The organism is Chitinophaga jiangningensis (genome assembly GCF_900142605.1).
Classification (GTDB): domain Bacteria; phylum Bacteroidota; class Bacteroidia; order Chitinophagales; family Chitinophagaceae; genus Chitinophaga; species Chitinophaga jiangningensis.
In genome coordinates, this window is sequence record NZ_FRBL01000007.1 from 458,163 (window position 1) to 482,307 (window position 24,145).

Annotated in this window: 25 protein-coding genes; 12 read left to right on the forward strand and 13 right to left on the reverse strand. The window is 46.7% G+C overall.

What is annotated here, in order from left to right:
- Positions 1-4 precede the first annotated feature (4 nt).
- The 6 genes from BUB18_RS20120 to BUB18_RS20145 form a co-directional block, all read right to left on the reverse strand.
- On the reverse strand, positions 5-571 hold the full coding sequence (locus tag BUB18_RS20120) for a L,D-transpeptidase family protein (RefSeq protein ID WP_073084508.1): 567 nt from the start codon (positions 569-571) through the stop codon (positions 5-7).
- A 138-nt stretch (positions 572-709) separates the two neighbouring features.
- The gene (locus tag BUB18_RS20125; RefSeq protein ID WP_073084510.1) at positions 710-3,652 is read right to left on the reverse strand and encodes a M16 family metallopeptidase; all 2,943 of its coding nucleotides are present in this window, start codon (positions 3,650-3,652) and stop codon (positions 710-712) included.
- 159 nt (positions 3,653-3,811) lie between these two features.
- Complete coding sequence (locus tag BUB18_RS20130) at positions 3,812-4,189, reverse strand: hypothetical protein (RefSeq protein WP_143160017.1); 378 nt, start codon at positions 4,187-4,189, stop codon at positions 3,812-3,814.
- 30 nt (positions 4,190-4,219) lie between these two features.
- A complete protein-coding gene (locus BUB18_RS20135; RefSeq protein WP_073084514.1) occupies positions 4,220-5,167 on the reverse strand; it encodes an outer membrane beta-barrel protein in 948 nt (315 codons plus the stop codon).
- Positions 5,168-5,183: 16 nt separating this feature from the next.
- Entirely contained in the window at positions 5,184-6,221 is a 1,038-nt protein-coding gene (locus BUB18_RS20140; RefSeq protein ID WP_073084515.1) for an anti-sigma factor, read from the reverse strand.
- A 26-nt stretch (positions 6,222-6,247) separates the two neighbouring features.
- A complete protein-coding gene (locus BUB18_RS20145) occupies positions 6,248-6,733 on the reverse strand; it encodes an RNA polymerase sigma factor (RefSeq protein ID WP_073084517.1) in 486 nt (161 codons plus the stop codon).
- 381 nt (positions 6,734-7,114) lie between these two features.
- Here BUB18_RS20145 and kbl point away from each other — a divergent pair, with 381 nt between their 5' ends.
- The 8 genes from kbl (at position 7,115) to BUB18_RS20185 (ending at position 15,139) form a co-directional block, all read left to right on the forward strand.
- Positions 7,115-8,302 carry a glycine C-acetyltransferase gene (gene kbl, locus BUB18_RS20150; protein WP_073084519.1) on the forward strand — a complete coding sequence of 396 codons (1,188 nt, stop codon included), beginning with the start codon at positions 7,115-7,117 and terminating at the stop codon, positions 8,300-8,302.
- A 129-nt stretch (positions 8,303-8,431) separates the two neighbouring features.
- Entirely contained in the window at positions 8,432-9,238 is an 807-nt protein-coding gene (gene blaOXA / locus BUB18_RS20155) for a class D beta-lactamase (protein WP_073084521.1), read from the forward strand.
- A 215-nt stretch (positions 9,239-9,453) separates the two neighbouring features.
- Positions 9,454-10,479, forward strand: coding sequence for a VWA domain-containing protein (locus BUB18_RS20160; protein ID WP_073084523.1), 1,026 nt, complete (start codon positions 9,454-9,456; stop codon positions 10,477-10,479).
- Positions 10,480-10,493: 14 nt separating this feature from the next.
- Positions 10,494-11,279, forward strand: coding sequence for a tetratricopeptide repeat protein (locus BUB18_RS20165; protein WP_073084525.1), 786 nt, complete (start codon positions 10,494-10,496; stop codon positions 11,277-11,279).
- A gap of 170 nt (positions 11,280-11,449) precedes the next feature.
- Positions 11,450-13,417, forward strand: a complete 1,968-nt coding sequence (gene ispG, locus BUB18_RS20170) for a (E)-4-hydroxy-3-methylbut-2-enyl-diphosphate synthase (protein ID WP_073084745.1) — start codon at positions 11,450-11,452, stop codon at positions 13,415-13,417.
- Between the two features lie 72 nt (positions 13,418-13,489).
- Positions 13,490-13,756 (forward strand): hypothetical protein, encoded by a 267-nt coding sequence (locus BUB18_RS20175; RefSeq protein ID WP_073084527.1) that lies wholly within the window; start codon positions 13,490-13,492, stop codon positions 13,754-13,756.
- 46 nt (positions 13,757-13,802) lie between these two features.
- A complete protein-coding gene (locus BUB18_RS20180; protein WP_073084529.1) occupies positions 13,803-14,219 on the forward strand; it encodes a DsrE family protein in 417 nt (138 codons plus the stop codon).
- 26 nt (positions 14,220-14,245) lie between these two features.
- A complete protein-coding gene (locus BUB18_RS20185) occupies positions 14,246-15,139 on the forward strand; it encodes a LysR substrate-binding domain-containing protein (RefSeq protein ID WP_073084531.1) in 894 nt (297 codons plus the stop codon).
- Positions 15,140-15,143: 4 nt separating this feature from the next.
- Here the strand turns inward: BUB18_RS20185 and BUB18_RS20190 are convergent, their stop codons facing one another.
- The 6 genes from BUB18_RS20190 to BUB18_RS20215 all read right to left on the reverse strand — a co-directional run bounded on the left by BUB18_RS20190 (position 15,144) and on the right by BUB18_RS20215 (position 18,735).
- Positions 15,144-15,650, reverse strand: a complete 507-nt coding sequence (locus BUB18_RS20190; protein ID WP_073084533.1) for a GNAT family N-acetyltransferase — start codon at positions 15,648-15,650, stop codon at positions 15,144-15,146.
- 36 nt (positions 15,651-15,686) lie between these two features.
- Positions 15,687-16,436, reverse strand: coding sequence for a metal-dependent hydrolase (locus tag BUB18_RS20195; RefSeq protein ID WP_073084535.1), 750 nt, complete (start codon positions 16,434-16,436; stop codon positions 15,687-15,689).
- A 106-nt stretch (positions 16,437-16,542) separates the two neighbouring features.
- Complete coding sequence (locus BUB18_RS20200; protein WP_083550350.1) at positions 16,543-17,034, reverse strand: lipocalin family protein; 492 nt, start codon at positions 17,032-17,034, stop codon at positions 16,543-16,545.
- A 131-nt stretch (positions 17,035-17,165) separates the two neighbouring features.
- Complete coding sequence (locus tag BUB18_RS20205; RefSeq protein WP_073084536.1) at positions 17,166-17,633, reverse strand: hypothetical protein; 468 nt, start codon at positions 17,631-17,633, stop codon at positions 17,166-17,168.
- 104 nt (positions 17,634-17,737) lie between these two features.
- Positions 17,738-18,232, reverse strand: a complete 495-nt coding sequence (locus BUB18_RS20210) for a hypothetical protein (RefSeq protein WP_073084538.1) — start codon at positions 18,230-18,232, stop codon at positions 17,738-17,740.
- The gene (locus BUB18_RS20215; RefSeq protein WP_073084539.1) at positions 18,223-18,735 is read right to left on the reverse strand and encodes an RNA polymerase sigma factor; all 513 of its coding nucleotides are present in this window, start codon (positions 18,733-18,735) and stop codon (positions 18,223-18,225) included. Before BUB18_RS20215 ends, BUB18_RS20210 begins: the two co-directional genes overlap by 10 nt.
- A gap of 331 nt (positions 18,736-19,066) precedes the next feature.
- Here BUB18_RS20215 and BUB18_RS20220 point away from each other — a divergent pair, with 331 nt between their 5' ends.
- The 3 genes from BUB18_RS20220 (at position 19,067) to BUB18_RS20230 (ending at position 21,963) form a co-directional block, all read left to right on the forward strand.
- Positions 19,067-20,338, forward strand: coding sequence for an acetyl-CoA hydrolase/transferase family protein (locus BUB18_RS20220; protein WP_073084749.1), 1,272 nt, complete (start codon positions 19,067-19,069; stop codon positions 20,336-20,338).
- Positions 20,339-20,405: 67 nt separating this feature from the next.
- On the forward strand, positions 20,406-21,419 hold the full coding sequence (locus tag BUB18_RS20225; RefSeq protein ID WP_178372161.1) for a lipid A deacylase LpxR family protein: 1,014 nt from the start codon (positions 20,406-20,408) through the stop codon (positions 21,417-21,419).
- A 19-nt stretch (positions 21,420-21,438) separates the two neighbouring features.
- Positions 21,439-21,963 (forward strand): hypothetical protein, encoded by a 525-nt coding sequence (locus BUB18_RS20230; protein ID WP_073084543.1) that lies wholly within the window; start codon positions 21,439-21,441, stop codon positions 21,961-21,963.
- Between the two features lie 3 nt (positions 21,964-21,966).
- On the opposite strand, the gene BUB18_RS20235 is transcribed toward BUB18_RS20230, so the two are convergent.
- Positions 21,967-22,434 carry an SRPBCC family protein gene (locus BUB18_RS20235; protein WP_073084544.1) on the reverse strand — a complete coding sequence of 156 codons (468 nt, stop codon included), beginning with the start codon at positions 22,432-22,434 and terminating at the stop codon, positions 21,967-21,969.
- A gap of 208 nt (positions 22,435-22,642) precedes the next feature.
- On the opposite strand from BUB18_RS20235, the gene BUB18_RS20240 reads away from it, so the two are divergent.
- The gene (locus BUB18_RS20240) at positions 22,643-24,121 is read left to right on the forward strand and encodes an Ig-like domain-containing protein (RefSeq protein ID WP_073084546.1); all 1,479 of its coding nucleotides are present in this window, start codon (positions 22,643-22,645) and stop codon (positions 24,119-24,121) included.
- Positions 24,122-24,145: the final 24 nt, after the last annotated feature.

Consider the following 24,145-nt stretch of genomic DNA (forward strand, 5'->3'; position numbering starts at 1 on the left):
AAAATTATTTTCTAATTACTACAGGTGTACCCACTTTAATGAACTCAAACAGTTCATTCACATCCCGGTTTTTCATGCTTATACATCCGAGGGTCCAGTTAATACGGCCATCTACATAAGCATCTGTTATGCCTGAGCCTGATTCCACGCCATGAATGCCGATGCCGCCACCTGGCGTTGCAGATGCAGCAATGATACCGTTTTCCTGCATGGTCCTGAACTTTTGTATGCTTGCTTCATTCGGGTAATCCAATAACAAAAACCGGCTCCACAATCTGTCAATCCGTTTGCTTTGAATATGAAATGTTCCTTCAGGTGTGAGTCGGTCGCCTTCCCGGCGCTTGTCTGTCTGGTCGCGATTTCCGAATACGACTTTATAAATCTTCCGCAAGGTTACATCTTCATACACATACATGCGGTAATCACTCTTATCTATCAGTAAAAAAATTTTATCTGCATCAATGTTTGAATTAGTTAATCGCACATTATACAGATCATTGTTGTTCACAAACCCTGTTAATGCAAATAACGACAACAGGGCTGCGATCCAATAAAGACGGCACTTTTCCATAGGGTATTCGATAAAATGCTTTTAACGCAGGAAGACCTTTATTTATTGTGATCGCAGGCTACATAACATCCGGAAAGCAGAACGGGGATAAAGCGGCCTATGGCTGCTTTATCCCCGTTTGCGGAAATATGGTTAAGTTTAGTACCCGAAGATTTCTTCGAGAGATACTTTTTTCACTTCACCCAGTTTCTTCAGATCTTCCAGGTTTACTTTTTTCTCGCTGGCCACAATGCAATAGATATATGGCTTGTTAGCAAGATTGTTATCATGGAATTTCTTCACTTCATCGAAATTCATTTTATCGATAGACTCGTATACCTGTTTACGGATGTCGTAATCCAGACCCAGCTTTTGAGCAGCCAGATAGCTGAAGATGATACCATCGTTGGTGATACGTTCTGTTTCGATATCCTGTTTCATGCTGAGCTTAGCAGTAGTGAGTCCTTTTTCTGAACGTGGAATTACATTCAGCAGTTCGTTCATACCTGCAATAGCTTCATTCATTTTATCTGCCTGGCAACCTACGTAAGCAACAGTAGAATATTTCTCATTCTTTCTGTCAGGAGATGCGTAGAATGCGTAGGTAGAATAAGCCAGGGCTTTGGATTCACGGATAGTCTGGAACACAATAGAACCCATACCGCCACCAAAGTAGTTATTAAACAGGCTGATAATACCAGTGTTTGCCGGATCGTATTCGCCGTTGTTTCTTACCCAGTTAACTTCAGACTGTACCATGTCGTAATCCGCAAACAGCACCTGTGCATTGTTGGTAGCTTGTTTTGCAAATTTGGTAGCTGCTGGCGCCTGCGCAAAAGTAGCTGGTACTTTGTGAAGACGGGAGATGTCTGCTGTAGCAGCAGCCAGTGTTTGCGGGCCCCAGTAAATCACCGAGTGTTTGTAATTCATCAGGTTATGCAGCATATCTGTCAGCTCCTTCGCAGTGAGACCATCCAACTCAGCCTGTGGCAGCGTGTAGTTGAAAGGGTTTTTAGCGCCATACATGGCATAGTTGCTCAAACCTTTCTGGATATTACCTTTATTCAGTTTGCTGTCTGTTCTTACTTTATTTAAACGGCTTTTCAGTGCCGCCAGTGCAGCGTCGTTTGGCTGACAGTTGGCAATGATGTGTTCGAATAAAGCTACTGCTTTGTCAAAGTTTTCCTGCAAACCGCTGATAGTAACGGTTGTGTTTTCGCTACCTGCCTGAACGCTGAAGTTACAAGCGATGTTGTAGAACTCTTTGCTGATTTGATCTGCGCTGTATTTATCGGTGCTGAGGTATTGCAGATAGCTGGCTGCCAGCATTAGTTTTTTGTCGTTCAGTGTACCGATATCGAAGCGGTAGTAAAGGCGGAACAGGCCATTGTCTTTGTTCTGCACGTATAAAACATCGGCGTTCCCTACTTTACCTTTCTGAATATCTTTCTGGTAGTCGAGCCACTGAGGCTGTACCGGAGTAGCTGGCATAGCGGCAATTTTCTCCAGGAAAGGAGATTGTGCTTCTCTGTTTACTTCTACCGGCGTGATAGCAGGCTTTTCTACTTTCTCGATGTCTTTGTCTTCACCTTTACGTTTGTACAGCAGCACATAGTTGTTGCCCAGGTATTTGTTAGCGTAATCGATGATCTGTTGTTTGGTAACAGTGCTCATATCGGTTACATAAGCTACATCAGAAGCCCAGTTTTTGCCACGGCTTTTAATGAACCCGTCCATGATGCTGTTAGCGCGGTTGCCATTATTTTCAAGCCCCTGAAGTTCAGCCAGTTTAGCGTTGTTAACAATCGCTTTAACGAGAGACTCATCAAACTGACCTTTTTTAAGGATTTCGATCTGGCCGAGCAATAAGGATTTCACATCTTCCAGGGACTGGCCAGGTTTTGCTTTACCATTTAGCATCAGGATGGAGTAGTCTTTCCATTGCAGGAGGTCAGCACCGGCTGCTAATACTTCCTGCTTTTTATTCAGATTCAGATCAAACAGGCCTGCTTTACCATTCTGGAGGATGGCAGACATTACACCCAGCAGGAGGTTGGATTTGGTATCCAGTCCACCTGGCATTCTGTAAGCAATCATTAAGTTTTCAGCATCAGGGCCCATTACTGTTTTAACGATAGGGGCGCTGATTGGCTTTTCAGGAGCTGGTTTGTATTCTTTAACCGGTTTAGGCTGCATGTAGCTGAAACGCTGGTCAATGGCTTTGATCACATAATCCGGATCAAAGTCTCCTGCCATTACGATGGCCATATTGTTAGGCACATAGTATTCGTTATAAAACTGGCGGATAGCTTTCAGGTTTGGATTTTTCAGGTGTTCCACGGTACCGATGGTAGACTGCTGACCGTAGTTGTTAGTAGGAAACAATGTGCTGAGCATGGTTTCGTACATTTTACGGCCATCATTATCCAGTCCGCGGTTTTTCTCTTCGTATACTGCTTCCAGTTCAGTGTGGAAGAGGCGGAAAACCGGGTCTCTGAAACGTTCTGCCTGTACAGAGAGGTATTTATCTACTGCATTGGAAGGGATGTCTTCTTCGTAGATGGTTTCTTCTGTCCAGGTGTGGGCATTGGTACCTTGAGCGCCCATGGCGGTCATGAGTTTATCGTACTCATTGGCGATGGCGTATTTGGCGGCGATACCGGAGATGCTGTCGATCTGGTGGTATACTGCTTTACGGGCTTCATTGCCGGTGGTTTTATTGTATTTGTCGTAGAGATTTTCGATCTGGTCCAGGTAAGGTTTTTCCTTTGACCAGTCGAGTGTTCCGTACACCTGAGTGCCTTTGAAGAGCAGGTGTTCGAGGTAGTGGGCCAGACCGGTATGATCTTTAGGATCGTTGTTGCTACCGGCGCGGGTACCGATAAGGGTCTGGATTCTTGGATCCTTTTTGTTGACGCTGAGGATAACAGTAAGTCCGTTTTTCAGGGTGTAGAAACGGGCCTTCATCGGGTCGTTGGTCACGTATTTGTAGGTGTAACCGCCCGAGGAGGCATCTTTCCACTCGTATTTATCCTGTGCTCCGGCCATTGAAAATGAGCCTGCGAGCACCAATACCAGGGTCGCCTGTTTAAGAATTCTCATAAAATGATTGGTTTTTTAAAATAGCACTCAAATATAGCCGGAACTATAAAAAAAACCTGTAAATGGGCAAGATAAATGTATAAACGGCAATGCAGGGGTAATTACAACCGGTTGTAATTATCCAGATGGGAAGGGGTGATGGAGTAAGCGGGATACCTCTCAGGGGTTGAGGTCAGTGTTATGACGAGTGGACTGTGTGTAGTTCACCGTGCTTACAAACATCGAGTCGACCTCACTGACAGCGGTAGCAAGGAGGATGTTTGCGTGTTCAGCGGGTTTTCTGTAAGCCCTTGATTTCGAGTGATATACTTTTGCCAGCTGCCTGTCATTAGCAGGTGCAGCTACAATGGTATGTTCGAGTGCACTGGCGGCTGCAAATACAGCACGATCGTTATCAACAGGGCTTCCTGGGCTAGCCAGTGTAGGAATATTTACTTCGGGTTGCGTTCCTACACGAACGCCGAGCAGTCTCTCATCACAGGAATGTACCCATGCAATACAGCCTATGCAGGCCATAAGGGCAACTAATGAACGCATAATTTCAATTTAGAATCTGGTCAAAAACATTTAGAATCCATTCAATCTCAAGCCGATGGAGAATGGATACTGCTGCAAACCGTAGTCATGCAGGGCGGTGAGTGCAAAATTAGCGTACAGTTTAACTGGTCCGTAACCCAGTTCACTGGCGAGTCCGAAACGCCATTTATTCAGATTGAAGTCATCTGTCTTTCTGACTTTTCCTCTTTCATCACTTACCTGTTTAGTTCTGCCTTTCAGGAGGTAACCTCCCTGAACACCGAAGCTTGCCTGGAAGGCGCGTGCGGGTCGGGCAGGGTTAGAATTGAAGTTCAGCATTACCGGAATTGATATGTATTCGGCAAAAAGCTTGTTCTTTGAAAACTCTATACTATCACGAATGATGGTAGTAGGATAGCCCGGTTCGTAGGTGATATTACGGGCATATCGGTAGTTATTCATTTCCAATCCTACAGCATATAACAAGTTAAGTTTGTGTTTTGTTATATTAAGTCGCTGTTCTAACAGCCAGATATTGAAATTGATAGACTTTCCGGTGATTAGTTTAAACTCGGAAGGCGTGAGCGGTTCGCTGGCAGACCGTGGTGCCATAGTGGCTAAACCTACTGCGGAATAGCTGTAGGCGGCCTTATTGGCTGCTGCCAATTGGGTATACTGGTTTACGCCGGAAAAGTAATTAACGTATGCAGCGCCGGTGTAATCACTTCTGTCAATATAGTTATTAAAACCTATATCAAATACGAAGAACCTGGTTTGCAGATTTTTCTTGAGCTTGTTTCTGGCGTAGGCGGTATCACTGTAGAACTTATAGCTGTTACGGCCTTTATCGTTCTTACTTTTTATAATGATGAGTCCTTTGATCTGAATGGTATCGGCCGCTGCAGCGGGGTCTTTGTAAGTATCAACAGCCTTCTGTGCATGAGTTAATCCTGACCACAACATCAACAGCAACAGTGTGAGTAAACTTTTATGCTTCATATGCTATTTTCAAATATTATTTATTCCTTTTCCGGGAGAAAAATTTAGCCACATTGGTCACCTTATCCAGGATCTTACTATCGCTTCCGCTAACAGAGATGATCAGTTCGCCTTTGATTTCCGGAGCGGGACGGCTGGCAGTTGTGCCGGAACTTATTGCCGCATTAGCTGCGATCACTGGTTCTTTCTCAACTGGTTTATCAGCTACAAGCGGGTGATTAGCGGCTACAGATGGTAGTGTAACTGTAGCAGCCTGCTTTTCAACAATTTCCTGGGATACATTTCTGGGTGGTGGCAATGGTACGGCTGCCACATCAGGCTTGTTCACCTGGCTGGCAGCAGTTAGTGGTACAGCTTCCTGCTGCACGGTGGCAATCTTCGATTTTACCGTTGCCTGCAGTTTAGCAGTACTTTTTTCTGCGGAAGGAGTAGTGACAGTATTACTATTAACTAAATCATCGTTCTTATCCAGTACCGTTGGGGCTGGCGCCGGCACAGGAGCTGTTTGGGGAGTAACGTGAGCGAGCACAGGTTTAACAGGCTGATGCTCCGCATTATTAAAAGGCATCATCCATACCAGTATCCCGGCCACAACTGCTGCGGCGGCCCCCCACCATACGGGAGATATGCGGCGCACCTGTGTTTTTGTGGTGCGGTAAAGCAGGGCTCTGTCCGGAAACACAATCTGCTCAGACGGATCAAGTTTTGCCGCCTGAAACCGTGCCAATGTATTAGCTGATTCAGGATGCTCCTGCAAATAAGTGGTCAGTTCCAGCTGGCCGGCAGTATCCAGTTCGCCATCTATGTAATCGAGCAGAAGAGATTGTATATGCTCATCCGACTCCACGCCTCTGTACAGGGAGTGCTTTTGATCAAACACGATCTCCTCATCGGGCTCCAGCCGGATGCTATCCAATAACTCCAGTTCCTGCCTGATGGCCGGATGGTGTTGCAGGAATGCTTCCAGTGCAGACCGTTCTTCCTCACTCAGCTCGTTATCTATATAACTAAGCAGGAAAGACTCATAGTTTGATATGTTAATATCTATTGACAAACTAATTATTAGCAATTATAATAATATCAAATAACATTTTCGATTTTTACGAGGTAGTTCTTCAGATGAATTCTGGCCCTGTGCAGGTAAACCTTTACCTGGGAAGGGTTCAGATTCATGATTTCTCCAATCTCTTCATAACTATAACCCTCATAATCCTTCAACATCACCAGCGAACGCTGTACTTCACTCAGTTTGGCCAATGCCTGGGCTATCACTTCCTTGGCATTGTTTATCTTATGGTCTGATATCTTCTCCTCTTCCTTAAACTGTTCTACCAGTGTTATGCGCTTCACCTTACGGACATGGTCGATCATATTGTGGTAGCCTACTGTAAACAGGTATGACTTGGCCTTTTCAAAAGGCACATCCTGGCAGTGCTTCCACAATATCTCAAATGAGTTCTGTACTACGTCCCGGGCATCTTCCGCGTTCTCTAAATTCTTGACAATGAACCGAAAGAGATTGTCCGAGTACAGATCCACACACTTATTGTACTCCTTTTCCGTCATTCAGGTGGCGCGGGATTTAATGCTAAGTTCCGACAAATACTTCAATGCCAATCCCCGGATCTAATCCGGTTTTATTATCCCACACCACTTACAAACCACACTCTCACACATACCAGTTGCAGGGAACAGTTACAACAAACTGACTTTCTATTTCTTATATATTTGGAGAAAAAATAACTCCTTCTTTATAAGTTATTTGCATCAGTTTACTCCATCATGGCATCAATAATCATGATATTATTATGACGGAGAGCAGTAACTAAATGTTACACCTCAGTCAAACTTTTTACATCAATCTCCTGTTCTGGCCTAAACGATTGATAATCGTAATATTTTAGTGCTGCAACAAGCAATTACAAGGTTAAAACAGAAAAAAAACACATGAATACCAAGTTTACTGCCCGCTTACGGGAAGAACTGGACGAAATCAATAAGGCCGGTCTGTATAAAAGAGAGCGCATCATCACTTCGGAGCAGGGAGCTGAAATACAGGTTGGAGGCGAAACTGTAATTAACTTTTGCGCCAATAACTACCTCGGACTGTCATCTAACCCGGCGGTGATCAAAGCGGCCAAGGATGCGATCGATACCCATGGTTACGGCATGAGCAGCGTACGTTTTATTTGTGGCACCCAGGATATTCACCGCGAACTGGAAGAGAAAATTTCTAAATTTCTCGGCACCGAAGATACCATCCTATATGTAGCAGCTTTCGACGCAAACGGCGGTGTATTTGAACCCCTGTTTGGCGAGCAGGATGCTATCATCTCCGATGCCCTGAACCACGCTTCTATTATTGACGGGGTGCGCCTGTGTAAGGCACAACGCTTCCGTTATGAGCACAATAACATGGCTGACCTGGAAGCAAAACTGCAGGAAGCCAAAGATTGCCGCAGCCGTATCATCGTTACCGATGGTTCATTCAGCATGGATGGTACCATCGCCCAGCTGGATAAAATCTGCGACCTGGCAGATAAATACGATGCCATAGTAATGTCTGACGAGAGCCACTCTTCCGGATTTTTGGGTAAAACGGGTCGCGGTACACACGAATACCGTGGCGTAATGGGCCGGGTTGATATCATCACCGGCACGCTGGGTAAAGCCCTGGGTGGTGCATCCGGCGGTTTCACCAGCGGCCCTAAGGAAGTAATCGACATCCTGCGCCAGCGCAGCCGCCCATACCTGTTCTCCAACTCGGTAGCACCAAGCATAGTAGGCGCTTCCATTGCAGTACTGGATATGCTGAGCGAAACCACCGCCCTGCGCGACAAACTGGAATACAACACCAAATATTTCCGCAGCAAAATGACGGAAGCCGGCTTCGACATCAAGCCAGGCGATCACCCGATTGTACCGGTAATGCTGTACGATGCCGTATTGAGCCAGCAATTTGCAGATAAGCTCCTGAAAGAAGGTATCTACGTGATCGGTTTCTTCTTCCCGGTAGTACCGAAAGGACAGGCTCGTATCCGCGTGCAGCTTAGCGCGGCACATGAACAGGAACACCTGGACAAGGCCATTGCCGCCTTTACCAAAGTGGGTAAAGAACTGGGGGTAATTAAATAAGGCAGGAGTTCCCATCCTCATAAATGCTGAAATTGGCGCAAGGTGTGGCATTGATTGCCTTCACTTTGCGCCATTTGGCTTTTTGCTTTCAGCTTTATACTTACTTTTGCAGCTACCAAATATTAGATCATGATCAAAAAACTCGGCTGGGTGCTGGCAGTTGTCGTTATATCCTTGGCAGCCTGTGCTCCCAACAACGTTAAAGAAGAAAAAAGCTGGGAAAAATACTTTAGTGAATTTAAGGTAGAAGGAACCTTCATGCTCTTCAACAACAGCAATGGTGTGTTCAAAGTATATAACCTGGACCGCGCCAAACAACCATTCCTTCCTGCATCTACCTTCAAGATTTTCAACTCCCTGGTAGGCCTGCAAACAGGTGTGGCCAAAGATACCACCCTCGTTATTCCATGGGACAGTGTTACACGCGAAATGCCGGAGTGGAATAAAGATCTGTCGATGGGCGAAGCCTTCAGGGTATCCGCCGTACCGTATTACCAGGAATTAGCCCGCCGCATTGGTCAGAAAGGCATGCAGCTGTGGCTGGATTCCGTAAAATATGGCAACATGAAAATCAGCCGTATTGACACCTTCTGGCTGGACAATTCCCTGAAAATCACTCCTGATGAGCAATTGGGTCTTGTAAAGAAATTATATTTCGATCAGCTGCCTTTCTCCAAAACTGCGATGAGAGAAGTGAGAGGCATGATGCTTCGCGAAAAGACCGATAAATATGAGCTCTTCCACAAAACCGGCTGGGGCAGAGAAGGCAAAAAACATATCGGCTGGATGGTAGGCTGGATCGAAGAAAACAGGCATCCAACCTTCTTCGTGCTCAACATCGAATCTGAAGATCCTAACTTCGACATGGTAAAGGCACGTGCTACCATCCTTCGTAATATCCTCACGGATGCAGGTTATTATAAAGGGGAGATGTAATAATTTCTTCTCTCCAATGATCGCGTGCCATTGACACACGATCATTGGAAAAAGGCTCAGGACCAAAGGTCCTGGGCCCTTTTCACTTTATGAACCCCTTTTTAGCGTTAAAAAATACCTAAACCCTGCACCCGCCACTTGGAATACGTTACAAAAAAATTATTTTTGAGTTCTTACCTGGTTTACTACCGGTAATGAATATCTTAAAATAGAATATGTTACGATTTCAGCATAGTGAGTATTTATGGGCACTGACCCTCCTGCTGGTTTTACAGCTGGCCTTCCTGGCTGTATCCTGGTGGAAACGCAGGTCTATCAAACGTATGGGCGATCCGGCGCTGGTGGAAAAGCTCTTCACCGGTTACTCCCGCAAACTTTTTGTGCTCAAATTTTTCCTGATATTCTTCGCTTTCTTTTTTGGCGTAATTGGCCTGGCCAACCTCCAGAAAGGCAGCCGTATGGAGAAAATCACCCGTAAAGGCGTGGATGTAATGATCGCACTGGACGTAAGTAAAAGTATGCTGGCCACGGATGTACAACCCGACCGCCTCACACGCGCCAAACAGCTGATTACCAAGTTGATGGACAAACTGGAAAACGACCGTATCGGTCTCGTGGTTTTTGCCGGCAACTCCTACCTCCAGATGCCACTCACCATCGATTATTCGGCAGCAAAAATGTACCTGAGCACTGTATCGCCCGACATGATCCCTACCCAGGGAACTGCGATCGGACAAGCTATACAGACTGCCGATGATGCCTTCAATAAAAAAGAACGTAAACATAAAGCACTCATCGTAATTTCTGACGGGGAAGACCATGACGAAACCGCGGTGCAAAAAACCAAAGCAGCCTTCGAAAACGGGGTGGTTATCAATACAATTGGTATCGGTTCTACCACCGGTTCTCCCCTGCCCGACCCTGAAACCGGCGGCTATAAAAAAGACAGGGAAGGCAACACCGTAGTATCCAAACTCAATGAAGCGGAGCTGAAAGGCATCGCCTACGCCGGCCACGGTATTTACGAACACCTGGAAAATAATACCGATGAAGTGGTCAACTCCCTCGCTGCCAAAATTGACAGCATGGAACAAAAAGAGTTTGGCGAAAACATTTTCACCGATTACAACAGCTATTTTCAATATTTCCTGGGCGTAGCCCTGGCATTGTTACTGATAGAATTCTTTATCCCGGAAGTACGCCGTAAGAAAAAAGAGGAATTGCCATCTTCAGTAGCATAACAACAACAACACACATGAAACTACAGTTAATAAAATATGGATTTATCTGCATTGCAGTGCTGACAGGCCTTTCGGCCAGCGCACAGCAAAAAGGTTCCGGCAATAAATACATCCGCAAGGGCAATGAGCTGTACAGTAAACAACAATTTGCCGACGCGGAAGCCAACTACAAAAAGGCCCTGGAGCAAAACGCACAGTCGGCCGCAGGTAACTATAACCTCGGTAACTCGCTGTATAAGCAAAAACGGTACGAAGAAGCACGTAACCAATACGCTAACAGCCTGAAACTGGCAGATAAAAAAGACCTGAAATCTGATGCCGACTACAACATCGGCAATACCTTCATGGAAGATAAAAAGTGGGAAGAGAGCATCAAATCGTACAAACAGGCACTGAAAATTAATCCTAAAGATGAAGATGCCCGCTATAACCTCGCCTATGCACAGGCAATGCTGAAAAAGCAGCAAAACCAAGGTGGCGGCGGCGACAACAAAGACAAAAACAAGGATAAAGACAAGGATAAGAAAGATAAAAATAAAGACCAGAACAAAGACCAGAACAAAGACCAGCAAAACAAGGATAAAGACAAACAGGATAAAGATAAGGATCAGCAAAACAAAGACCAGCAGGATAAAGACAAACAAAACCAGGAGCAGCAGAAACCAGAACCACAGCCCAGTAAAATGAGCAAACAGGAAGCTGAAAGGCTCCTGCAGGCCTTAGGGCAGGAAGAAAAGAAACTTCAGGATAAAACCAAGAAGGCTAAAGGCCAGGTCGTTCCGGTTGAAAAAGATTGGTAATCAACTAACTAAGCATATAGCAGAAAAATCCCCCCGCCGTTGGCGGGGGGATTTTTCTGAATAACAGGGCACAAAATGCTCCGTTTATTCAGAAAAACTTAATGTTCCTTTCTGCAAGGAATATTGAAGCCCACTTTCTTAACTTTGCACAGCAAGGAAAACATAATCGCATGCAGCTTTATTGCAACTCATTAACATCCTACAAACGTCTGGACACCTTAGAGGTGAAAGTGGGAGACCTGGTGATAGGCAACCATCACCCTATCCGCATTCAGACCATGACTACTACCGATACAATGGATACGGCTGCTACTGTGGCCCAAACCATACGTTGCATCGAAGCGGGCGCTGAATTGGTAAGGATTACTGCCCCCAGCAAAAAAGAGGCAGAAAACCTGCTGGCCATCAAAAAAGAACTTCGCCGTCAAGGTTACCATACGCCACTGGTGGCTGATATTCACTTTACACCTAATGCAGCGGAAATAGCCGCCCGCATAGTGGAAAAAGTACGTATCAACCCGGGGAACTATGTTGATAAAAAGAAATTCGAAACACTGGATTACACGGATAGTGAATACCAGGAAGAGATAGACCGTATCCGGGAACGTTTTACGCCGCTGGTGAAAATCTGCCAGGAAAACGGTACTGCTATGCGCATTGGTACTAACCACGGTTCCTTGAGCGATCGTATCATGAGTCGCTACGGTGATACCCCAATGGGGATGGTGGAGAGCGCTATGGAATTCCTGCGTATTGCGGAAGACCTGAGTTACCGCAACATTGTATTGAGTATGAAAGCCAGCAACCCACAGGTGATGGTGCAAGCCTACCGCCTGCTGGTGCAAACCATGCAGCAGGAACTGGGTCACAGCTATCCGTTGCACCTGGGCGTAACGGAGGCCGGCGACGGGGAAGATGGCCGCATTAAATCCGCCATCGGAATAGGCACTTTACTGGAAGATGGCGTGGGTGATACCATTCGCGTATCCCTCACGGAGGACCCTGAGTTCGAACTGCCGGTATGCCGCGATATTATTAAGCGATATACCAACCGCACTCCCACACCTGAAGCCACAACAACACCGCTGATACATGTGCCATACTCCCCTTTCACCTACAAACGGAGGGACAGTGAAGCCGTTGAGAATATTGGCGCTAAGCAGGTACCGGTAGTGGTTGCTGATTACAGGAATGCCGCAGCGCTTCAGCCTGCCGACCTTACCGCCATCGGCTACACCTACGATGAACCCAGCGACAAATGGAATATTGCAGATGCCGCGGCGGATTACATCTACACTGCCGACCAGGTGCCTGCCTTTGGATTACCAGGCACGTTGCGTGTAGTACTCAATGCCGCTACCTGGAATACCCTCGCTGAGAAAGATCAATATCTCCCTTATTATACCACTACTGAATACCTGCAGGCTGGCAAAGCAGGACCGAAAGCCAAAGAACAGTTTATTGCCGTGAACTGCGATAACCTGGACACACCGGAAATAGCATCCCTGCTGCAACTAGCCACAGACCCCCAACAAGCGGCCACTATGGTATTTTGTGCAGGCAGCACCGGACCTACCGCGATGGCTAATGTACGCCGGTTCTTTACCCTGCTGCTGGAAAAAAATATAACCGTTCCTGTTATTATTCACAGCAGCAGTCAGCAGGAAACAAACGACCAGCACCTGATCCACCACGCTACCGAAGCGGGTGCCCTGCTGCTGGACGGCTTTGGCGATGGCATCTGGTTAACTAACCAGCCAATGGATGCCAGTCAGTATGCTACGCTCAACAATGTAGCCTTTGGCATTTTACAGGCTACCCGTACCCGCATCTCCAAAACTGAATACATCTCCTGCCCTTCCTGTGGCCGTACACTGTTTGATTTACAGGAAACCACGGCTCGCATACGCGCGGTGACCCACCACCTGAAAGGCGTTAAAATCGCCATTATGGGTTGTATCGTAAACGGACCAGGGGAAATGGCGGATGCCGACTTTGGCTATGTAGGCAGCGGCGTAGGTAAAATCACACTGTACAGGGGCAAAGAAATTGTAAAGAAAGGGCTTAACAGCGATGTGGCAGTGGATGAACTGATTAATCTGATCAGGGACAATGGCATGTGGGTAGAGAAAAATTAAATCTCCCTTAAAAAGCCCGGGTGGGTATATTATTTATAGAAATTTTTCTTAATTTTTTGGAAACATATTTTTATGAAAAAGTTTCTGACCGGCCTGATGGCACTTATGCTGATCGTTTCAGCAGCCATAGCGCAAACACCTGCCACAGCCACTAAAAAAGAGGCCACCAAGAAAGAAGCCACCGCCAAGGCTACGCCAACCAAGAAGGACGGCACACCGGATAAGCGGTTCAAAGAAAACAAACAAACCGCCAAAACCGAAGGGCCTAAAAAGAAAGATGGTACTCCGGACATGCGTTACAAATCCAATAACAAAGACGCAGGCAAGAAAAAATCATAAAAACGAAAGCGCCGCAAATCGGCGCTTTTGTTTTTATATTGCGATCATGAAGCAATTACTATTAGCAGCGGCTATTTGCGCCTGTAGTTTTCTGCAAGCCAAAGCCCAGCAGCCATCCACGTTTAAGGCTGTTTACCAACTCAACAGTGACGATGATAAAGTTATCCGTGCTACGTTAAGAAACATCAGCAACGCACTTTCCGACCCGCGACTACAAAACAGGCTTACTGTGGAACTGGTGGCTCATGGCAGCGGTGTAGCGGTATTTCAAAAGAGTAAGCCTTACGAACAGCTGTTGCAGGACCTGAAAGCCAAAGGTGTTATCCTGGTGGAGTGCGAGAATACACTGAAAGAGCGTAACATTTCCAAATCCGAGTTATTCCCGTTTATCCAGTACACGCCGAGCGGTAACGGTGAGCTGATCATCAAACAAACGGAAGGCTGGGCCTATATTCATCCATAATAGCGGATTTTAAGTATTTTTATCACATGTTCGATTTCAGACTCAAAGTATTTCATACCGTAGCCAAGCGCCTCAGTTTTACCAAGGCAGCGGAAGAGCTTTATATTTCCCAGCCGGCAGTTACAAAGCATATTCACGAACTGGAGCAGCAGCTTGGTATGGCTGTATTTGAGCGCATCGGTAACAAGATTAAACTGACCCGTGCAGGTCAGTTGGTGATGCACCATACAGAAATCATTTTTGCCGATTACCGTAACCTGGAATACGACATTAATCAACTCAAACATACCCAGGGTGGTATGTTGCCGATTGGCGCCAGCAGTACCATTGCGCAGTACCTGATTCCACCGCTGATGGCGAAGTTTAACCAGCGTTATCCCGATGTGAAAACTTCACTGACCAGTGGCAATACGGAGCAGATTGAACAAGCGCTGTTTGAAAAAAGTATACAGCTGGGGATTATAGAAGGAAGCTCTAAAAATCCCCAGTTAAAATATGTGGAGTTTGCGAAAGATGAAATTGTGCTCGTGGGCAATTCCAGGCATTCTTACGGTAATGGCGAGCCGTTATCGCCGGCGGAATTAAAAACCATTCCACTGCTGATGCGTGAGCATGGTTCCGGTACGCTGGAAGTGCTCACGGAAGAGCTGAAGCGCCTGAAGCTGAAAATTACGGACCTCAATATTGCCATGTATATGGGCAATACGGAGAGCATTAAATCATACCTCTATCATGCGCCATGTGCAGCGTTCATATCGCTGCAGGCAGTACAGCGCGAGCTGGAAGCAGGTGAGTTTGTGGTGCTGCCCATCCGGAATTTTAAACTGGTAAGGAAGCTGCATTTCACCTATTTGCAAGGCCAGCAGGATAAACTCGCGCAGTTGTTTATCCGTTTTACCCGTCAGAATATTTCCGAGTAGTTTTTTATTTTTTAGGGAGATGCCAGTACAGCATATCTCCGGACTTATATCCCAGCCGCATTCCCAGCTTTTGCAATACCCTTAGCGAGGCGATGTTGGTAGCATCACATTCCGCCACTATTCTTCGTACAGGCGTGGCCGTGAAGGCCCAGCTGATCAGTGCAGCCGCGGCTTCTCTCATATAACCCTGTCCTCTGTATGCAGGCAGGAGGTAATAACTGATTTCGGCCTGACCGTTTTTATCCGGGCGGCCTTTAAAGCCTACATTGCCGATCACTGTTCTTTCTGCCCGGGTAACGATGATCCAGAACAGCCATGGAAAGGCTTTAGGATCATGTTGCAGGGATTCAATAAAATACGGTATCATTTCTTTCAGGTCTTCCGGGGGCCATTCGGCGGGGATGTATGCATCCAGCGCTGTGGCGGCTTGTTCATTCCCGAGGTATATATGTGTCAGCAATGGAAGCCGGCACGGATATACCATCAACCTGCTCGTTGTCAGGGGTAACATAGTAGTTGGTATTACAGATAAAATAGTGGCAGATTTTTACCAATGCTTCAGCTTCAGCCCGGAAGTTTCCAATTCTTCGCCGGGTTTGAGCTCGTGTATTTCCAGGTGCGAAAGGTCTTGCGTCAGTTCTTTTAATCGTTGTGGCGTTCCTGTTAGTGCGGGCATGGTACCGTAATGACAGGGAATAACGTGGTTTACTTTCAGCAACCTGGTGGCGAAAGCGGCTTCCAGCGGCCCCATGGTAAAGCGGTCGCCAATGGGGAGTATGGCAATATCCGGTTCGTATATCTCACCTATCAGGGCCATATCACCGAATACGGAGGTATCGCCGGCGTAGTATACAGATACATCGTCGCTGAGCCAGACGATGAAGCCATTGGGTTGGTGCAGGTAGCCTTGCTTGCCGTCGGGCTGCGTGATGGCTGCATGGTGAAAGGCGTTGGTCATGGTAATCCTTACATCCAGCAATGACACGGTGCCGCCGGCGTTCATGGCTTCAAATACATGTGCAGGCACACTGTTGTTTGCCAGGTAAGCTCTTACGGCGGGATTGGCAATCACTTTGGGCGAGAGGTTGCGGATTATCTCAATAATCTTTTTATCCATGTGATCGCCGTGGCCATGTGTGAGCAGGATCAGATCCACCTGTTCCGGAATGGTTGTACCGGCGGGGAGATACGGATTGTCGGTATACCATGGATCTATGAGAATGGTTCTTCCTTCCGGGGTAGTTATTTGAAAACTAGCATGGGCGAGGAACTTGATTTTGGTGTGCTGCGTGCTCATATAAATGCCGGTTTTACTGCTTACCGAATATACTATTTCTGGGCCGCATAAAAAAAGCCGTTCCGGTTATAATCGGAACGGCTATACGAAATATGTTAGTATCAGATTACTGGCGCTGTAAAGTGTAGATGATAGCTGCGTTGTTGCCTTCAAAGTTTACGTTTGCTCTCCAGGTCATGGTGCTGCCGGCGCCGAGGATATCTACACGGTAGCCGTCGGTCACGTTCTTCGCTTTTTCACCGGAGTAAAGTTTTTTAAACTGGAACTGCATACCGTTGGCACCTTTGAAGATAGACCAAACGATTTTCTGAGAAGCGGGAGCGCAGGCATTATCGCTGGCGCTGAGGGTGTAAGAACCCATGGCAGCGTTATCTGGCAATACCCACTGGCTTCCGATGAAACATTTAGCTTCTGCCTGGTCGAAAACGGTTACTTTGGCGTTATCAGGAATCCCTTCATATTTAACATCGGTCAGTACCCAGTTACCTTTTACAGCAGCTTTATTAATGTCGGTGGTTACGCCTTGTTTAGGAGTGCAAGCAGATCCGATAATAGCGATCATTGCGAGCAGTACAGCAGCAAATGATAAATTTTTCATGGAAAGTGTATTTGTTTATTTTAAATGCTCTTGTTGATAACAACATACGGTATCCCTATAAGGTTTAACCCGTTGAAATCGCCGGCAATTTCAGCATTTGCAATAAACGTACCAAATGAAATTGTAATGTATCAGCGCGTGGCTGGCGGAGAGGGATAATTGTGGTGAATGATCACGTCCTGGAGGCGTTGCACCTGGTTGTGCAGATACAAGGTAGTGGCTGCCAATGCCATCAAGGCTACACACATGGCGATGAAGGCACATCTCCACCATACGCTCACGGTGATTTGTCGTTTCCATCCTGGATTGAGGTGGATATAAGTATCGTTGTTATTATTCGTATAGTTTCTGCCGTTATAGGATTCGTGGGAGTAGGGCTCACGAATCTCATCCATGACCCTGGTTTTGATAGCTGGCGGCGGCTTCACTGCTTCCTCGAATACCATCGTTTCCAGGCGCAGCTCTACAGCCTCCGCTTCCCTGCGCAGGACCGGATATATTTCCCGCAGGTACTGCAGCTCGGCCTCCTGTTCAGGAGTGGCCAATCCAAGCAGATACCGCTCGATGATACCACTGTCGATATATTCCTTAATATTCAAGATAAATAATATAAGTCCGTCAAGCTTAACTAATAAATATATTAGTAATAATACTTACGTCTTTTAATGGCAACTGGATTCTCAAAGTGAAAAAATATTTTCAGCTATTTGGAAACCTGGGAGACTGTAATGGAGGAGGGATGGTAATACAGACCTGTTTTTTTCTGTTCTTCTTTTACCTGTGCATATTTCAGGAAATAGAAGATGGCAAAAAACAGGAGGATTTTTGCCAGTAACACCACGAAAATAAAGAACAACCGCCAGTTTTTGTGGACCGTTATCTGGTCGCCGTCTTTTGGCTGGATGTTGATAAAGGTGTAGTTGGGAGGAGGGTCTGCCGTAGCGCCACCAAATCCGGCACCCGCACCGTTACCTTCCCAGCGAAAGCTTTGCATAACGCGGTCCTTTACCTCTGCCGGAGGTAGTACCGCTTCGTCGAAGGCGGCTCTTTCTATCCTGCGCTCCACCACTTCGATTTCGGTTTCGAGCTCAGGATAAAGTTTTCTCATCAGCTGAAACTCTTCTGCTTCAGCCTCTGATACGAGTCCTAAGACGTAGGATTCAATGATCCCGCTTTCTATGTAAAACTTTAGTTCCAAGTGTCTGATAAGAATTTTCTGAAAGCCTTCATGGCAGCTTCCAATATTTCATTTACCTGCCCTTCTGATATTGCCATCATACGGGCTATCGTTGTTGTTGATAATCCTCTGAAATAACACAACCGGAAAACCTGTTGCTCTGCTGTGGGTAGCCTTACATAAAAACGCTGTAACACTCCTTCTTCATTTCTGATCAATTCGGTGCCGATCAGCGACCCTTCCGGTATGGCCTCTTTGATAGCCATTTCCCTGGTTTTGCGCAACAGCCATGCGAATAGCGTCTTGTAACCGGAGGTCTGATAACTTTTGATATTTAGATATACCCAGGTAAACACCCGGACCATCACATCGCTGGCTCTATCTTTTACAGGAACCAACTGGAGCACTACACCATACAAAGCAGCTGCATATCGGTCATAAAGAAATTCCCTGGCTGCAGGGTCCCCTAAAATAAGCCGATCTATCAGCGCTTGCTCACTTATATGTGCCAGATCTCTCCGCAATTAGTAGTAGTACCGGTTTAGATTGCTAAAATATGACATTCCAAAAGTATTTGATACAGCTGCACCGGCAAAATTTATGCACACTTGCAGCTAGAATGGACAACTCCATTTTTGAAATCGGCCATAGCGGCCTGTTCCGTGATATTAATTATTTTCCAATATATAGATTTATATCTCCCTGAACAAAAAAATGACAAGGGCTGCCCTGCCAACAATTACCCGTTATCACTTGTTCCTATCACCAAACGAAGCCACCCGCTGCGCAGATATGACATTACTCATTTTTCAGCAGCCCCCGGCACCATACATTAGCGTAGTTAAATCCGAACATATGCCCTACACATCTGCTGCAGAAGCCGTACAACTCATTCAATCCAATAATACCGTATTCATACATACCGCTGCAGCCACACCAAAATTACTCGTAAAAGAAATGGCACGCCGCAGTCACGAACTCCAGAACGTACGACTGGTAAGCATTCACACGGAATGGGATGCACCCTATGCCGATGTGGAACACGTCAACTCCTTCCAGGTAGATACCTTCTTCGTTGGCAAAAACATCCGTAAAGCGGTGAATGAAGGTCGCGCCAACTACGTACCCATGTTCCTCAGCGAAATACCCAAGTACTTCCGCTCTATGGACCACCCCATTGATGTAGCCCTGATCTCCGTTTCACCGCCGGATAAAAACGGGTACTGCACCTTAGGCGTGTCATGCGACGTGAGCCGGTCAGCGATTGAACTGGCCCCCGTGATTATTGCAGAAATCAATCCTTCTATGCCGCGGGTATTGGGTGACGGCGTCATTCACATCTCCCGTATAAATGCCGCTGTGGAAGCTGACTACCCCATTTATGAACAAAAAATTAATGCCCCCAGCCAGGCGGAATTGTCTATAGGCCAGCATGTAGCTTCCCTGATCGACGATGGCGCCACGCTGCAAATGGGCATCGGCGGTATTCCCAACGCAGTGCTCCAATGCCTGGATACACATAAGGACCTGGGTATCCATACAGAAATGTTTTCGGATGGCATCATCGACCTCGTGGAAAAAGGCGTGATTACCGGCCGCAAAAAAGCTATACAACCGGGTTTGCTGATTTCCAGCTTCGCCATTGGTTCCCGCCGCCTGTACGATTTCATGGATAATAACCTCATCGTGCGCCTGCTGGATGTGGAGTACGTTAACAACCCTACTAACATCCGCAAAAATCCAAAGGTTACTGCCATTAACAGCGCCATCGAAATTGATATTTTCGGGCAGGTTTGTGCAGACTCTATCGGCATCAGGCAATACAGCGGCGTAGGTGGTCAGATGGATTTCATGCGCGGTGCAGCCCTTTCCCAGGGCGGGAAACCGATCATCGCCATCCCATCCGCCACGTCTAAAGGCATTTCCCGCATCGTATCACGGCTGCAACCCGGCGCCAGCGTAGTAACTACCAGGGCACATGTGCACTACGTAGTTACAGAATACGGTATCGCTTACCTGCAAGGGAAAAACCTGAAACAAAGAGCCCAGGAGCTAATCAATATTGCACACCCGGATCACCGGGAACAGCTCTCCCGTGATGCATTCGAGATCTTCAAGATTTTTTAGCATACACCGGCTCAACAATGGATCATGATAGATGGTTATTACTCCGATAGGCATTAATATCTACGGCATGAAAATAACGCTACTATTGATCCTGCTCATGGGCATCCCCGTTATGGCGCTGGCCCAGATTACACAAAACGCCACACGACTCCTACGGATATACGAAGATGATGACTTCTTCAACATCTGGGGCAAGGGAACTGACAGGGCTTACAGTAACGGTACGCTTATCGGTTACCGCTATATGAAATATAAGCCGAGCAGGTTTCTGGATAAATGGATAATGCCGAAAGCGGGTAAACAAGCGATCAATGTATGGGAATGGAACCTGATGCAGATCATGATCACACCGAATATCATCAGTGATTCTTCTTTTATACCGGACGACTTTTACTACGCCGGTGCGCTGTTTGCCCGCCATGAGCTCACTTCCTATAATACGGAGAAGCAATACAGTCTGCACTCGGAACTTCTGTTTGGGGTAATGGGCCCATGGTCATTTGCGGAAGAAACCCAGACGTTTTTTCATAACCTGATCCATTATCAAAAGCCCAATGGCTGGGAGCATCAGGTGCCCAATGCTCCGCTGTTGAACTATAATTTCACCTACGAGCGAATGCTCTATACCCCTAAACCCTTCCTCGAAATCGTGGGTAGCGCCACTGCTCAAGCGGGTACCATGGTGGCTTCCATGCAGGCAAAGTCAGTGATCAGGGTAGGAAAATTTAATCCGTATTTTGGTAATGCTGATCTGAAAATCGCTACCAGAAACAAATTCCAGGTGTATGCCTTCGGCAATCCCATGTTTAATATCGTGTATTACAATGCCCTGCTGCAGGGAGGAATTTTTAAGTGGCGTAATGAAGATTTTATAGATCAGTCCAGCCAGCAGGTGACGCATATGAAACACTTTACAGTGGGCATCGACTACGGGGTCGGATTCGGCTTCAACCGATGCTCCGTCATCTATACGCAACAAACCAGGTCGGCCTGGATGAGCGGTACCGGCAAACACAGTGTGGGCAACATTTCCCTGCTGATTTCCTTATCAAAGGCACCGGTGCCACCACCTGTTCAATAATTTGAAAAAATTTCTGATTATGCTTAAAACCTTTATTTCCGCTGCCATGCTGATCATGGCGTTGTCCTGTCAGAATACCCCCCAACAACACACGGAGGATATGGACAGCACGGTAGCTACCTCTCCTGACCCGATTACCCAGCTGGACGTAAAGCCGCTGTCAGGTTTTTTTGTGAAGAATACGGTGACGATCACCGATAGCCTTACCTTTTGGGTGATCGATAACCAGCAGACATTTGACAGCCTGTTTGGCATGGCCAGAACGATGGCGGATAATGTAGTAGCCCCTGATTTTGGCACCAGTGTGGTGATTGCGGCTACCATGCCCCCAACCTACTACGGCACACAGCTGTCGCTGGATTCAGCCACCCTCAACACAAACACCAACAATGCTGCCCTGCACTTTTCAGCGGCCGCTAATGCGGAGAAAGGCTCTGCGGCAATCGTTCCGCTATGGCTGGGGAGTATTCCCAAAACCGGGAAAACGGCTATCCGGCTTTATAGTGGCAACGACCTGGCTAAAACCGTCACTGAACAGGAGTAGCCACTACATCTTACCAAATACCTCTTCTACTCTGGCAGTTCTGTAAAGAAACAGCTCCTCCAGCTGTTTCTTTACAAACATGCCATGGGCAAGTGTTCCCAACACTCCCAATGGCAATTCGTAATGAACCAGGTCCTGCATACGCACTCCTCCCGGTATGGCCTCAAAATGATGCTCGTGATGCCACATCCGGTACGGGCCTTTACGCTGCTCGTCCACAAAAAAGCGCTGCGGATTGACATGTGTGATTTCTGTTACCCAGGTAAGCGGGATACCCATAACAGGACTTACTTTGTAGGTAATGATCTGCCCGGGATAAATGCTACCGTCATATGGCGCCGAAGTAACACGGAAACGCATATAGGAAGGTGTGATGGACACGAGGTTTCCGGGAGCGGAAAAGTAGTCCCACACGGCCTCCAGCGGGGCCGGTATGGTTTGAATACGCGAAAGGGAATAAACTGCACCCATGAGTTGTCAACATTAAAAGCTTAGTACGTTTAAGTTAATGTATTTTAGCACACCGCCTTTAAAAAGCACACTCGGGCTTCCGGAAAATAGTGGCCAGGCAATGAATAACAATAAGTTACACATTTATCTACCTGCCCTGCAAGAAGAACATGAAATATAACAACCGCTTTCGAGTCATTTCGTAAGTTTGCCAAATATTCTAACATTCATGAATCAACAATTCAGGAGCTGGACTTTCTGGCTGATATTTATACCAGTAGCGATTATCTTTTTTTCACGCTGTGCCAACATAGTACCGCCGGGTGGTGGTCCGAGGGACACCCTGCCTCCGTTATTGCTGCAGGCGCGCCCTGCTGATTCTACCCTTCACTTCAAGGGGCAGAAGATTCAGTTTACTTTCGACGAGTATGTGGAGCTGGATAACATTAACGATAAGCTAATCGTATCCCCTACCCTGAAGCGCCAGCCCGTGGCTACGGCTAAGCTCAGAACGGTGACTATTACGTTTAAGGATACACTGAAACCTAATACAACCTACACGTTCAACTTTGCGGATGGGGTGAGGGATATTAATGAGCGCAACCCGATTCCGGATTTCCAGTATGTAGTATCCACCGGCGACTATCTCGATAGTTTGCAGATCATGGGGCGCATCATCAATGCAGAAAATGGTACGCTGGATAGTAGTGTATCTGTATTGTTGTACCAGGGGGATAGTCCGGATTCCATTGTGAGCAAGGAAAAGCCGTTATACTACGCAAAAAGCAAGAGTGACGGTAGTTTCCGATTTAAGAACCTGGCACCGGGTACCTATAAAATATTTGCTATCAAGGAAGAAGATAAAGATCTTATGTACAGTGCGGAATCGGAGCTGATAGCCTTTATTGAAAAGCCGATTACGATTACTGAGAAAAATTTGTCCGATGTGAACATGTTGCTGTTTTTGGAGACCGACAGTACCATCAAAAAGGTAAATCCACTGGATTCGCTGGATGTACCGGAGCAGGTGGAAGAAACGGAGAAGGAAAGAGAAGAACGGAGGAAGAAGCTGCCTAAACTGGCTGCTACACCCAAACTGGAGGGAAATAAACAGGAACTGCCGCAACCACTGCGTATAGATTTCAACCAACCTTTAAGAATGATAGACAGCAACAGGATTCAGCTCTTTCAGGACTCCACCCGTGAGCAGGTTACCTATCATTCCCAGCTGGACAGCAACAGGGTTAGCTGGGTGCTGCATTATCCATGGAAGGAGAACACCCCTTATCAGCTGATTATCCCTAAGGATGCGGTGAGAGATACGTCCAACCAGGCATTGCTGAAACCGGATACCGTGAATTTCGTTACTAAAAAACTGGTGGAGTATTCCATTTTCAAGGCTGACCTGGTGGTGAGCGACAGCACCCGCGAAGCGATAGGCGACAGCACCATGCACTTTGTGGTGCAGCTGGTGCAGGATAAGTCCATCAAATATTCCGGTACCACCGTAAATGGGAAGTGGACGCAGGAGCTGATTACTCCCGGTGAGTATACCGTAAGGGTATTGCTGGATGCCAATAACAATGGCAAGTGGGATCGGGGTAGTTATTTTACCGAGCCTAAGCGCCAGCCGGAAAGGGTGATACTGCTGCCGGAGAAATACAACCTCAAGGCGGGCTGGAACAATATAAAAACACTGAAGATTTAGGCATACAGGAATTGCTACCTTTGT